The organism is Micromonospora sp. CA-248212, assembly GCF_050948405.1.
Classification (GTDB): domain Bacteria; phylum Actinomycetota; class Actinomycetes; order Mycobacteriales; family Micromonosporaceae; genus Micromonospora.
This window is the reverse complement of record NZ_CP192023.1, coordinates 2201790-2214745: the sequence shown is the minus strand read 5'-3', so window position 1 is coordinate 2214745 and position 12956 is coordinate 2201790. Positions and strand designations below refer to the sequence as shown.

The window sequence follows — 12956 nt, the reverse complement described above, 5'->3', positions numbered from 1 at the left end:
CTCACCGGGGCGGCAGGCTCGACAGCCAGTCGTTCAGGGCCGCGGGGTGCGTGAACAGGAGAACCGGCGGGCCGGCCGGATCGGCCTGCCAGGCGCGCATCCGCCGCCGTGCGCGCCCGAACGCGGCGACGTGCCAGAGCAGGATCGAGTCCCGGGACAGCACGCTGCCGACTGATTCACGGTTGCCGTTGCAGATCACCTCGCCCGTGCCCAGGCGGCGCAGCGTACGACGCAGCAGACGCCCGAACGAACGCCACCGCGGGTAGTCCAGGGCCACCACCAGGTCGGCGCGCGCCAGCGGTACGTCCCGCCACCCGTGGTACGCGCCGTCGAGGATCCAGGCGTCCCGGCGGCAGATCTCCTCGATCCGGCGGCGCTGCTGGGCGACCGGCACCTCGACCCAGCCCGGCAGCCACAGCAGGTCGTCCACCGGATACCACGGCACGTCGAGGCGCTGCGCCAACCGGGCGGCCAGAGTGGACTTGCCCGCGCCGTACACCCCGTAGATCAGGATGCGACGCGGTGCGGCCATCGCGGCAGCGTACGCCGGCCGACGACTACGTAGTCGGGTGGGCCAATCTACGTAGCGGCTGCGGACGTCCAACCACCCGACTCGCGGCTGCAATGGACACATGACCAGCAACGAGGCCGCGAAGGCCAGCAACCCGGACAGCGCCGAGGCGATCGCCCGGCCCACCACCGCACCGACCACACCGCCGCAACGAACCACCCCGGACGAGGTTCCGGCCCGGGCGGACGTCGCCGCACCGGCCCCGCCGCCGGTCCGGGCACCCGCGCCGGCCCGCGAGGCCGAGCAGGCGCAGCGCGCCGACGGGCCGCCCGCCACGGCGATGCCGGCGGCCAAGGGTGACGCCCAGGCGGCACCGGCCACGCCGACGGCGACACCGCCGACGACCATCACCGCCGACACCGTCGCCGCCCGGGCCGTCGTGCTCGACGGCGCCGACAACGCTCTCGTCCTCACCAACTTCACGACCCGCGCGTACACGATCGGGATGAACGGCGGCACCAGCACCATCAGCCTGGCGAACGACAAGCGCGCCTACACGACCGTTCTGGACGGGCAGAACGGCAACCTGTGGGCCGCCAACAACGTCAACAGCCGGAGCCTGAGCGCCAACCAGGTCGACCTGGACGGGCCGGGCAACCACGTGAAGTTCTGTCACAGCAAGACCCGCACGTACACCATCGGCATCGACGGCGAGCACAGCTCGATGTCCTTCGCCCACCCGGACACCCGGCAGTACCGGCTGCTGCTCAACGGCACCACGGGCGACGTGTGGGCCGCCAACAACGTGAACAGCCCCAGTGTCACGGCGACCAACGTGTCCGCGACCAACGCGGTCAACTCCAAGGTCGTCGCGGCGAACGAGGTCGACCTCGACGGCGCCAACAACCACATCAAGTTCTGCCACAGCAAGACGCGCACCTACACGGTCGCGATCAGCGGTGACCAGAGTTCGATGTCCTTCGCCAACCCGGACACCCGGGCGTACACGGTGGTCATCGACGGGGTGCACGGCGACATCTCGCTCAGCAACGCCGACCTGGCCGAGGAGTTCGACGTCGCGGCCGGTCACCTGCCGTCGGCGATCCCGGGGGCGGTGCTCGTGATCGGCGAGACCGGCGCGTTGGAACTGGCCGACAAGCCGTACGACACGGCGGTGGCCGGCGTGGTCTCCGGCGCCGGCAGCTTCGCGCCGGCGATGGTGCTGGACCGGCGACCGGACAGCGAGCAGCGTCGCCCGCTGGCCCTGGCCGGCAAGGTCTACTGCCTGGTCGACGCGGCGCACGGCGCGGTGCGCCCCGGCGACCTGCTGACCACCTCCCCCACCCGGGGACACGCCATGCGGGTGGCCGACCCGCTCAAGGCGGTCGGGGCGATCCTGGGCAAGGCGCTCGGGCCGCTGCCGACCGGTCGGGCACTGGTGCCGATCATGGTGACCACGTCATGAACAGCCTGCGTCAGAAGGCCGGGAAGTACCTACGGTTCGAGGCGCCTCTGACGGTGCGGGAGGTCGGCACGGAACTCGGCCACCCCACCGGCTCCACCCGCCGGCTGCTCGTACAGCTCGAACAGACGTCGAGCGAGTGGTTCTCCGGGAGCCTGCTGCCCTCCAGCGTCAAGGGTTCGGCGTGGCTGCGGCTGTTCAGCGACGGCGGCTACATGTTCGACGGGCACGTGCACGAGAACGGCGCCGTCACGCACAACTGGTCGCTGGTCGCCACGCCGGGCTTCGTGGATGATGACGGCAACGCCTTCGTCTTCTCCGCGAGCGGCAAGGTGTCGGACAACCACAGCAGCGACGACTTCGCCGAGCACGGGCAGGACCCGCGGATCGCGCAGTACTGGGATCAGCTCAGCACGGCCAGCGTGAACTTCCGGCTGAGCGTGTCGATGAACGTGGCAGAGCTGATCGGCAACATCCTGAAGTGGATTCCGGTGGTGATCTTCGGCGCGGTGGTCGCCGGGTGGGTCGCGTTCTTCGGCCAGCCGGGCAAGGTCCACGCGTACAAGGACGAGAACGGGACCACCCACTTCTGGAAGTCGAGGGAGTGAGGTCATGGCCAGCGTCCGTACCGCCGCCGGCCGGTACCTCGACATCCGTGCGCCGCTGACGCTGCGTCAGGTGGGCGCGCAGGTCGGGCATCCGGCCGGGTCGACAAGGGTGGCGATGGACCGGCTGGAACAGGAGTGGACCGAGACGTTCTCCGGCAGCCTGCTGCCGTCGAGCGTGAAGGGCACGGCCTGGCTGCGGATGGCCAGCGACGGCCACTACTGGTTCCAGGGGCACGTACACGAGAACGGCTTCCTCAGCCACAGCTGGAGTTTCGCCGCCGGCCCGAACGTCGTGGACCAGCACAAGCAGGTGTTCGTGGCCGTCGCCACCGGCCGGGTGACCGACGATCACAGCAGCGACGACTTCAGCATCACCGGCCAGGACCCGCGCATCGCCGAGTTGTGGGAGCAGATCCGGTACGCGCCGGTCAGCTTCCGGCTCGACGTCACGGCCAACTTCGCCGAGGTCGCCAAGAAGGTCGGCATCGGCATCCTGACCGGATTGGGCTTCACGTTCCTGGTCGGCAGCATCAACGTCCTCGGCGCCAAGGGCGCGGACTGCCGTGAGGACTCCAATGGCCGGGTCACCTGCTACACGAAGAACTCCTAGGGGCGGTGGCCGGGGCGCACGTCGCGCCTCGGCCACCGCCGGTGGCCTCAGCCCGCCGGTCGTAAGGCGTCCGACAGGTCCCGCCGGGAGGTCACCGCCAGCTTGCGGTAGGCCCGTCCCAGATGTGTCTGCACGGTACGCACCGACAGCACCAACGCCTCGGCGATCTCCCGGTCGGACAGGCCCCGGGCGGCGAGCCCGGCGACCTGCCGCTCGCGCGCGGTCAGCCCCGCCACCCTCGCGGGGTCGTCCCGCACCGCCGATCGCAGCCGGGCACGCAGGTCGACGGCGAGCCGGACGGTGTCGGTGACCCCGGCCCGCCGGCCGACCTCTCCGGCCACCTTCAGCGCCTCGCCGGTCATGTTCATGTCCACCAGGCGGTGCGCGTGCTCCAGGATCACGGTGGGATCGCGTCCGGCCAGCGCGATCACCGCCCGGCCGGCGGCCACGAGCCGCTCGGCGTCCACGTGGACGAGAGCCTCGGCGATGCGGTCCGCGTAGCGGGCCGGACCGGCGACCGGATCCAGGTGCGCGGCGTAGATGAGATAGCCCAGTTCCACCAACCAACTCCCGGAGGCGTGCGCGACGACGATCGCCTCGTCCATCAGCTCGCCCGCCCGAGCGCGCCGACCGGTCGCCGCGGCGACCGCCGCCAGCGCCCACGGGCGCAGCCCCGGGACCAGCGCGACCGCGTCGACGGGGTGCTCCCGTAGCACCGACTCCGCCTCGTCCGGGCGGCCGTCCTCGGCCAGCGTGACGGCCAGCCAGCCGGTTGCCTCGGCGCGGAACATGCCGTTGCCGCCGGCCTGTTGGGCGACGGCGTCCCGGAGCCGGCTGATGGCGCCCGCTCGATCCCCGCTGACCCGCTGGGCGTACCCGTCGAAGAGGGGCCAGGCGGTGGGGGACAGACCGGAGACGAGCGGGTCCGGGGGCAGCGGCCACCGACCGGTGGCCGGGTCGGTGACCGGACCGGTCGGGGTGGGCTGACGCCACAGCTCGGCCAGTGCCAGCGCCGCCCCGGCCATGCCACGGATCTGCGGCATGGCCGACGAGCCGGACCGCTCGACCGCCTCGACCACCGTGCGGCCCACCCGTACCGCCTCTTCCGTGCGGCCGGCCAGCACCAGCGCCACGACCGACGCCAACATGACCCGAAGCCGCGCGCCGCGCGGGAGTGACTCGCCCAGGAGCTGACGGGCGCTCGCCAGCACCCCCGCCGACTCGCCGCTGAACAGCTGGACCAGCACGCCGAGCGCGGCCAACTCCGCCCGGCCGGCAGAGTCACCGGCCGCATCGGCTTCCGCGCGCAGTCGTCGCAGGTCGTCGTACGCCTGTCCGGGCTCCCGCCCGACCCAGAGGCGATGCGCGGCCAGGGCCACCCCCACCGTCACCCGGGCGGTCGGGTCACCGGCCGCGTCGGCGTCCCGGGCGGCGGTCCGCAGCGTCTCGTACGCCTCGACGGCGCGGCCCTGCTCGGCGAGGGCGGCGCTGAGCGCGACCGCCGCCGACGCCCCACCACCCTCCTGCCACGCTCGCCGGGCCAACTGTTCCGAGGCCTCCGGGTCGGCGTACAGGCACAGGCCGGCAGACCGCACCAGCTCCGGCGGGTCAACCGGTTGCCCGGCGTGCACCGCCCAGAGCGCGCGGGCCACCGCGTGCGAGCCGCGCGGCGTGGCCTGCCGTGCGCCGGTCAGCAGCGTGGCGGCGATGCGGCGACGCCGGGCGGGTGACATGCGTCGGCGTACCGCCGCGCCGAGCATCGGATCGCGCAACCGCACCAGGACCTCGTCGCCGCGCTGCTCGCTGCGCAGCATACCGAGCTGTTCGAGGTCGGCGAGCAGCTCCGCCGACGCGGCGGCCTCCGCGACGGGCAGCGGCAGCGGCCCGCCGAGCGCCATCGCGGCCAGCGCCTCCTCACCGGGGCGGCCGACCTGGTCCAGCTCCCGGTCGAGCAGGTCCGCCAGCTGTGCGGGCACCGCCAGGCCGGCGCGCCAGCGCCACTGGTCGCTGTCGCGGGCCAGCGAACCGACCTCCTGCCCGTGGTCGAGCAACGCCACCGCCAGATGTGGCAGTCCGCCGGTCCACTGCCACAGCAGGTGGGTGGTGGAGCGGCTGACCGGACCTGCCAACCGCTCCGCCGCCAGCGCGCCGACCTCGGCCTCGGTCAGGGCGGGCACCACCAGTCGGGACAGTCCGACGTCCTTCCACAGCGCGACGACGGCGTCGGGCACCGGGACCCCCGACCGGACGGTGAGCAGGGCCCGGACCGCTCGGGCCTGCACGAGGCCGAGCAGCACACCGGCGGACGGCCCGTCGAGCAGGTGGGCGTCGTCGACGACCAGGACGGGCGTGCGGGCCGGGCCGCACCGCTCGACGAGGCTGGTCAGCACGGTGCTGTGCACCAGGGCCGGGTGCAGGGCGGGGTGACCGCCCGCGAGGAGTCGACCGAGCGCGCCGAAGGGCACCTCCTTGCTCGCCTCGGTGGCGGTGATCCACACCGTGGCGAACAGTCGCGGCGGCAGGTCGGCGACCACCGCGCGAGCGAGGGCCGTGCGACCCACCCCCGCCGGACCGATCAGGACGGCGCCATCGGCCCGCACCAGCGCGGCGCGGGCCTCGGCGAGCGTGCCGTCACGCCCTGTCAGCATTCCCGGATGATGACGGGCGAGCCGCGTCCCGGGCCATCACCCATCCGACAGATGACGGACAGCGTCAATCGGTGCGAGGCCGACGGTGTCCACCGCTCACGATAACCAGTTGCCGTGCGCCACGGACGTCGCCACAGTGGTGCCCATGACGTACTGACGGACACCACCTGAGGACCGCGCCGAGGCCATTTCACGCCGCCCGGCGCCGTACCGCCGTCCGTCCACTTGCGACTCAGCGAGAAATGAGCGTCGTTGTCCGAGCACCACTCCCCTGGGGAGTCCCTGTCCCTGTCCACCCCCGCCACCGTCACCGTGTTCGCGTCCGCCGCGAGCTGGATCGAGTCCGCCGCGCTCGACCAGTGCCGGCAGGTGGCGGCCCTCGACGGCATGGTCCACGTCGCCGGCATGCCGGACCTGCACCCGGGCAAGGGCGCCCCGATCGGCGCGGCCATGGCGTCGACGGTCCTGTACCCGTTCCTGGTCGGCTCCGACATCGGCTGCGGTATCGCCGTCTTCCCGATTCGACTCCGGCGCGTCGTACCCGAGCGGCTGGCCGCCCGGTTCCCCGACCTCGACCGCGCGCTGGACCCGGAGCGGGACGCCGACGACCCCGCCTGGGCCGTCCTCGCGGGTGACGTTCCCGCCGGCCACCTGGACGGGCTCGGTACGGTCGGCCGCGGCAACCACTTCGTGGAGCTGGCCCGCGTCGACACCGTCTTCGCGCCGGAGCACGCCGACCGCCTCGGGCTGGCAACCGGTGACCTCGTCCTGGTCGTGCACAGCGGTTCGCGGGGCCTGGGTGAGCGGATCCTGCGGACGCACACCGAGACGCACGGGGCGGGCCCCGCACCCGACCCGGCCGCCTACCTGACCCGACACGACGAGGCGGTGCGCTGGGGCTCGCTCAACCGGCGGCTGCTGGCCGCCCGGGTCGCGTACGCCCTGGGGGCCGAACCGACCGAGCCGGTCGTCGACCAGTGCCACAACCTGGTCGAGGTGCGCGACGGCGTCTACCTGCACCGCAAGGGAGCGGCGCCGGGTGACGGTCGCGATGTGCTCGTCGCCGGTACGCGGGGCACCGCGTCGTACCTGGTGGCCGCCCACGCCGGGGCGGACGCCAACCACTCGGTGGCGCACGGCGCGGGTCGCAAGATGTCCCGCGCCGACGCGCTGCGCCGGGGCCGGGCCAAGCACACGGTCGAGGAGCTACGGCGTACCCCGGTGGGTTCGCTGGTGGTGTGCGGCGACCGGCAGTTGCTCTTCGAGGAGGCGCCCACCGCGTACAAGCGGATCGAGCAGGTGATCGGCGATCTCGTCGCCCACCAGCTCGCCACGCCGGTGGCCACCACGATCCCCCTGGTCACCTACAAGACGCCGGATGTCGGGGCCGCGCCTCGCTCGGACCGGCGGGATCAGCGTCGCGGGCGGGGTCGGTCGTGAGCCAGGCTCTGTTGCTGTCCGCCGGCCGTGGGCCGCGGGAGTGCGGGTGGGCGCTGGCCCACCTGCTGCGCCGTCTGGAGGGTGACGCCACCCGGCAGGGCGTGGCGGTCCAGCGGGTCCACGTGGTGCCCGGCGACCGGCCCGGCACCTACCGGTCGGCGCTGATCCGGCTGTCCGGCGTCGACGTCGAGGCGTTCGCCGCCTCCTGGACGGGGACGTTGTGCTGGCAGGCGCCCAGCCCCTACCGGACGAGCGCGGGTCGAAAGAACTGGTACGTGACGGCGCAACCGCCGCCGAGCGACGTTCCCCCGACGACGTTCGCCGAGGCCGACGTCGAGATCGTCGGCTGCCGCACCGGCGGTCCCGGCGGCCAGCACCGGAACAAGGCCAGCACGGCGGTACGCGCCACCCACCGCCCGTCGGGTCTCGTCGTCGTGGTGGACGACGAGCGGCAGTTCAGTCAGAACCGGCGCATCGCTCTGGAACTGCTGCGCCAGCGTGTCGAGCGGGGCGACGAGGTGGCCCGCCGCGCGGTCACCACAGCCAGGTGGCGCATCCACGACGACCTCGTGCGGGGCGATCCGACCCGCGTCGAACGCCCGGCGCCGACCTCGACGCCGGGTCGACGGCGGCGCGGACGGGCGGCCGCCGGCCACTGACAGCGGCGCGCTGGCGAGGGGTTGCAGGCGTGTCGGAGGACGTCGTATGTTAACGATCACATCGATGGGCTCGAATGAAATGCTCGCGCTCGCCGCCGCAGAAAGGTCGCCGACCGTGCCTCTGACCCGACGCGCGTTCACCCTGGGCGCGCTGTCCACCGCCGCTGCCGCCACCGGCGCGCTGAGCCTGCCCCGCACCGCCCTCGCCGCGCCGAACACCTCCTACGTCATGGCCTACTTCACCGAGTCGCCGCAGGGCCTGGGAGCGGACTACGGACTGCACCTCGCGGTCAGCCGTGACGGTCTCAACTGGACGCCGCTGAACCAGAACAACCCCGTCGTCACGCCGACCGCCGGGCAGTTGGGTCTGCGGGACCCGTTCGTCTTCCGCAAGCAGGACGGCGCCTTCGTGGTGCTGGCCACCGACCTCAAGGGCACCAACTGGAACCAGACCAGCCAGTACCTGCACGTGTGGGACTCGACCGACCTGACCAGCTTCACCGGCTACCGCCGGATCCGGATGCACACCCTGAACACCCACACCTGGGCGCCGACCGCCTTCTGGGACGCGGCGCGCGGCCAGTACGCCATCGTCTACTCGGCGAACAACGGCCAGGACGTCCTCCTGGTCAACTACACCAGCGACTTCCGGACGGTCAGCTCGCCGCAGGTGTTCTTCAGTCCGGGCTTCGGGGTCCTCGACGGCGACGTCGTCGTCGACGGCGGCACCACCTACCTGTACTACAAGAACCTCGCCAACGGGAACCTGTACGGCGCCCGGTCCAGCACCGCCGCCCCGAACAGCTTCACCACGTACACCTCGGGACTGCTGCAGGGCAGCGGCATCGAGGCGCCGCTGCTGGTCAAGGCGGTCGACGGTAGCGGCTGGCGGTTGTGGGGCGACTCGTACAGCCCGGTCAACAACGACTTCTACGCCTGGTCGACCACCGCCATCGGCGGCAACTCCTGGACGCCGCTGAACCAGCGCGACTACACGCCGCCGTTGAACTCGAAGCACGGGTCGATGACCGGCATCACCGACGCGGAGTACGCCGGTCTCGTCGCGCGGTGGGGTACGCCGAACTGGGTCCGACTGAAGTCCTCCAACCTGCCGGACCGCTACGTGCGGCACTACAACTACGTGGCCCGCGTCGACACGTACCCGTTCGACCCGTACCAGGACCAGTTGTGGCGGATGGTTCCCGGCCTCGCCGACTCGGCCGGGGTGTCGTTCGAGTCGGTGAACAAGCCCGGGTACTTCCTGCGCCACTACAACTACGAGGTACGGCTGGAAGTCACTGACAACACCTCGGTGTTCCGGGCCGACGCGACCTTCTACCGCACCGCCGGGCTGGCCGACGCGTCCTGGACGTCGTTCCGCTCCTACAACTACCCGACCCGCTACCTCCGGCACTACAACTACCTGCTGCGCATCGACCCGCTGAGCGCCAGCTCGGGTGCCACGGACCGGCAGGACGCCACCTTCCGGATCACCTCGTGACGCGAGCCGGACCGGATGGCACCCGCCACACGGCCCGGCCTCACACCTCGAGGACCGCGTCGGCGAACGCCCGCGGCGCCTCCTGGGGCAGGTTGTGCCCGACGCCGCCACCGACGGTCCGGTGCTCGTACCGGCCGGAGAACTGCTTGCCGTAGACGCTGGCGTCCAGGTGGGGCGCGCCGTTGGCGTCACCCTCCAGGGTGATGCTGGGCACCGTGATCTTCGGCTTGCCGGCGAGGCGCTTCTCCACCTCGGCGTACTGCGGTTCACCCTCGGCCAGGGCCAGCCGCCACCGATAGTTGTGGATCACGATGTCGACGTGGTCGGGATTGTCGAACGCCGCCGCGCTGCGGTCGAACGTCGCGTCGTCGAACGTCCATTTCGGCGATGCCGTCTGCCAGATGAGCCGGGCGAAGTCGCGGCGGTTGCGGTCGTACCCCTGCCGGCCGCGCTCGGTGGCGAAGTAGTACTGGTACCACCAGGAGAACTCGGCCTTCGGCGGCAGCGGCACCCGGCCCGACTCCTGACCGTCGATCAGGTAACCGCTCACCGACACCAGACCCGCACAGCGCTCGGGCCACAACGCGGCCACGACGTCGGCCGTACGCGCTCCCCAGTCGAATCCGGCGAGTTTCGCGCTGTCGATGCCCAGGGCGTCCATGAGGGCGACGAGGTCGAGCCCCATGGCGGCCGGCTCACCGTTGCGCACGGCGTCGTCGGCGAGGAACCGGGTCGTGCCGTAACCCCGCAGGTACGGCACGACGACCCGGTGGCCGGCGTCGGTGAGCAGCGGCACGACCTCGGCAAAGCTGTGGATGTCGTACGGCCAGCCGTGCAGCAGGATCACGGGCGGCCCGTCCGGCGGGCCGGCATCGACGTACCCGACGTTCAGGACCCCGGCGTCGATCTGTCGTACGTCGTCGAACAGCGCCATGGCCGGCACCCTTCATCGGTTGGTCAAGCCTGGGGGCCGCGCCCGGAGTGCGCCCACCCTGGGGAGAGCGTACGAAGCCCCGAGCCGCCCGGCGGCGCGTTGGGCAAGGAGACCGGGGCCCGGCCGGCGGATGGTTAAGATGCGCCGCCGTACGCCGTCGGCCCCCACCCAGGTCCGATGCTGGTCGTAGGGTGGTGACATGGCTGAGCGATCCCTGACCCTGATGGCGGTGCACGCGCACCCCGACGACGAGGCGACGAGCACCGGTGGCGTCCTCGCCCGGTACGCCGCCGAGGGTGTCACCACGGTCCTCGTGACCTGTACGGACGGGCGGTGCGGCGACGGGCCGGGCGGGGTCAAGCCCGGCGAGCCCGGTCACGACCCGGCCGCCGTCGTGGCGATGCGTCAGGCCGAGCTGGAGGTCAGCGCGGCCACCTTGGGAATCACCCACCTGGAGACGCTCGGCTACGCCGACTCCGGGATGATGGGCTGGTCGACGAACGACCAGCCCGGCTCCTTCTGGACGACGCCGGTGGCGCAGGCCGCGGACCGGCTCGCGGAGCTGATCCGCCGGTACCGGCCGGACGTCGTCGTCACCTACGACGAGAACGGCTTCTACGGCCACCCCGACCACATCCAGGCGCACCGCATCACCATGGCCGCCGTGGCGCAGACCGACGTCCCCGCGAAGGTCTACTGGACCACCGTGCCCCGCACGGCGTTCGAGGAGTTCGGCCGGGTCATGAAGGAACTTGGCGTCGAGTGGGCCGACCCGGACGAGTCGTCGGATATGCCGGAGCTGGGTCTCCCCGACGACGAGATCACCACCTGGGTCGACACCCGCGCCCACGGTGCGCAGAAGTTCGCGGCCCTGGCCGCGCACGCCAGCCAGACCGAGAACATCTTTTTCCTCCAGCTCGGCCAGGAGCGGTTCACCGAGTTGATGGGCATGGAGACCTTCGTCCGGGTGCGGGACACCACCGACGCGCCCGTTCCCGAGGACGACCTCTTCGCAGGCCTGCGCTGACGCCGCCCCCGCCTGCCCGCCACGGCGCGTGAAAGGAAGGGCCCCCTATTAGCAGACGTCTGTTAACAGGGGGCCCTTCCTTTCACCAACGGTTAGGACGCCGTGGCCGACTGTCCGCTGCGACGGTCCCGCTCCGGGTCCTCCCCGGGGCGGGACGTCAGCACCCGGGGACCGGACTCGGTGACCGCGATGGTGTGCTCGGAGTGGGCCGAGCGCGAACCGTCCGAGGATCGGATCGTCCAGCCGTCCTGGTCAAATTTGATCTTGTCGGTGGTCCGGCACAACCACGGCTCGATCGCGAGCGTCAGGCCGGGTTTGAGTGTCATGCCCCGGCCGGGACGGCCGTTGTTGGGCACGTGCGGGGCCTCGTGCATGGTGCGACCGATGCCGTGCCCACCGAACTCGTTGTTGACCCGATAGCCGTAGCGGTGGGCGACCTCGCCGATGGCGGCGGAGATGTCGCCGAGCTGGTTGCCCGGTCGGGCGGCGTCGACGCCGGCCTTCAGCGCGACCTCGGTGGCCTCGATCAGCTTCAGGTCGGCCGGGGCGGGAGCGCCGACGACGAACGACAGCGCCGAGTCGGCGGCCCAGCCGTCGATCTCGACCGCCATGTCGATGCTCAGCAGGTCACCGTCGCGCAGGAGGTAGTCGTGCGGCAGGCCGTGCAGCACCGCGTCGTTGACCGAGAGGCACAGGACGTTACGGAAGGGCCCACGACCGAACGACGGCGTGTAGTCCCAATAGCACGATTCGGCGCCACGCTCGGCGATGCGGCGGCGGGCGTGGTGCTCGATCTCCATCAGGTTGACGCCGACAGCGGCCACCGTCCGCAGCTCGGCCAGCAGTTCGCCGACGAACTGGCCGGTCACGGCCATCCGGTCGATCTCCGCGGCAGACTTCAGCTCGATCACGACAAACCCTCCCCATCCGGTGCGGTATATTTATACCACGCCGTGCGGGCGTCCGGCGGGTCGACATTGCCGGCCTCCAGCGGCGGAACTATCCTGCTCACATGGTTCGGCCACCGCTCACACCGGAGCAGATCGCCGCGGGGCAACGCCTTGGCGCGGCGCTGCGGGTCGCGCGGGGGGGCCGCAGTCTCGCCGAGGTCGCCCTCGCCGCCGGCATGTCACCGGAGACCCTGCGCAAGATCGAGGTGGGTCGGCTCCCGGCGCCCGCCTTCGGCACCGTGGTCTGCCTCAGCGAGGTCCTCGGTGTCGCGCTCAGCGACCTCGCCGACGTGTGGCTCGCCGACCCGCGGGTCCGCGAGGCGTCCTGAGCACTCGGCCAGGGCACGCTCGCGGGCACGCGCCGCGCGGAACACCCGGACCGGCACCTCGCTCGCTCCCTGAACAGGGGCGGCGGCGCCCAGAACCGACCGACGGTCGGAAAAGCCACCGATAACCGTCTATGGACAGGGCCGCCTGTTAACGCTAACGTAACGACGGCCGTCGATAACTGACCGTCACCGGTGCCTCCCAACTGCTGGCCCCGGCCGCGGTCTACGTCGTTCGCGGCGCGGGCGGGCGGAGCGTGGCCGACACGGGACGGCCCGA

At 71.9% G+C, this 12956-nt stretch carries 12 protein-coding genes; 8 read left to right on the top strand and 4 right to left on the bottom strand.

What is annotated here, in order from left to right; translation table 11 throughout:
* Position 1 precedes the first annotated feature (1 nt).
* Positions 2–532 carry an adenylate kinase gene (locus ACQP03_RS10905; protein WP_433460843.1) on the bottom strand — a complete coding sequence of 177 codons (531 nt, stop codon included), beginning with the start codon at positions 530–532 and terminating at the stop codon, positions 2–4.
* Between the two features lie 100 nt (positions 533–632).
* On the opposite strand from ACQP03_RS10905, the gene ACQP03_RS10900 reads away from it, so the two are divergent.
* The 3 genes from ACQP03_RS10900 to ACQP03_RS10890 are packed head-to-tail and all read left to right on the top strand — an operon-like array spanning position 633 to position 3191.
* Positions 633–1976, top strand: a complete 1344-nt coding sequence (locus ACQP03_RS10900; protein ID WP_433460842.1) for a hypothetical protein — start codon at positions 633–635, stop codon at positions 1974–1976.
* The gene (locus ACQP03_RS10895) at positions 1973–2581 is read left to right on the top strand and encodes a hypothetical protein (RefSeq protein WP_355050456.1); all 609 of its coding nucleotides are present in this window, start codon (positions 1973–1975) and stop codon (positions 2579–2581) included. The genes ACQP03_RS10900 and ACQP03_RS10895 overlap by 4 nt, the downstream gene beginning before the upstream one ends.
* Before the next feature lie 4 nt (positions 2582–2585).
* Positions 2586–3191: a hypothetical protein gene (locus tag ACQP03_RS10890; protein ID WP_357120450.1), complete on the top strand. Its 606-nt coding sequence runs from the start codon at positions 2586–2588 to the stop codon at positions 3189–3191.
* 47 nt (positions 3192–3238) lie between these two features.
* On the opposite strand, the gene ACQP03_RS10885 is transcribed toward ACQP03_RS10890, so the two are convergent.
* Positions 3239–5839 (bottom strand): LuxR C-terminal-related transcriptional regulator, encoded by a 2601-nt coding sequence (locus ACQP03_RS10885; RefSeq protein WP_433460841.1) that lies wholly within the window; start codon positions 5837–5839, stop codon positions 3239–3241.
* A gap of 252 nt (positions 5840–6091) precedes the next feature.
* Between ACQP03_RS10885 and ACQP03_RS10880 the strand changes: the two genes are divergently transcribed.
* The 3 genes from ACQP03_RS10880 to ACQP03_RS10870 all read left to right on the top strand — a co-directional run bounded on the left by ACQP03_RS10880 (position 6092) and on the right by ACQP03_RS10870 (position 9439).
* Positions 6092–7279: an RNA ligase RtcB family protein gene (locus ACQP03_RS10880; RefSeq protein ID WP_357120456.1), complete on the top strand. Its 1188-nt coding sequence runs from the start codon at positions 6092–6094 to the stop codon at positions 7277–7279.
* Complete coding sequence (gene prfH, locus ACQP03_RS10875) at positions 7276–7938, top strand: peptide chain release factor H (RefSeq protein WP_357171497.1); 663 nt, start codon at positions 7276–7278, stop codon at positions 7936–7938. Before ACQP03_RS10880 ends, prfH begins: the two co-directional genes overlap by 4 nt.
* A 64-nt stretch (positions 7939–8002) precedes the next feature.
* Positions 8003–9439 carry a glycoside hydrolase family 43 protein gene (locus ACQP03_RS10870; RefSeq protein ID WP_357171496.1) on the top strand — a complete coding sequence of 479 codons (1437 nt, stop codon included), beginning with the start codon at positions 8003–8005 and terminating at the stop codon, positions 9437–9439.
* Positions 9440–9479: 40 nt separating this feature from the next.
* On the opposite strand, the gene ACQP03_RS10865 is transcribed toward ACQP03_RS10870, so the two are convergent.
* Positions 9480–10373: an alpha/beta fold hydrolase gene (locus ACQP03_RS10865; RefSeq protein WP_433460840.1), complete on the bottom strand. Its 894-nt coding sequence runs from the start codon at positions 10371–10373 to the stop codon at positions 9480–9482.
* A 199-nt stretch (positions 10374–10572) separates the two neighbouring features.
* Between ACQP03_RS10865 and ACQP03_RS10860 the strand changes: the two genes are divergently transcribed.
* Positions 10573–11400: a PIG-L family deacetylase gene (locus ACQP03_RS10860; RefSeq protein ID WP_357171494.1), complete on the top strand. Its 828-nt coding sequence runs from the start codon at positions 10573–10575 to the stop codon at positions 11398–11400.
* A 92-nt stretch (positions 11401–11492) separates the two neighbouring features.
* Here the strand turns inward: ACQP03_RS10860 and map are convergent, their stop codons facing one another.
* The gene (map, locus tag ACQP03_RS10855) at positions 11493–12311 is read right to left on the bottom strand and encodes a type I methionyl aminopeptidase (protein ID WP_357120471.1); all 819 of its coding nucleotides are present in this window, start codon (positions 12309–12311) and stop codon (positions 11493–11495) included.
* A 101-nt stretch (positions 12312–12412) separates the two neighbouring features.
* Between map and ACQP03_RS10850 the strand changes: the two genes are divergently transcribed.
* Entirely contained in the window at positions 12413–12679 is a 267-nt protein-coding gene (locus tag ACQP03_RS10850; protein WP_357120474.1) for a helix-turn-helix domain-containing protein, read from the top strand.
* Positions 12680–12956: the final 277 nt, after the last annotated feature.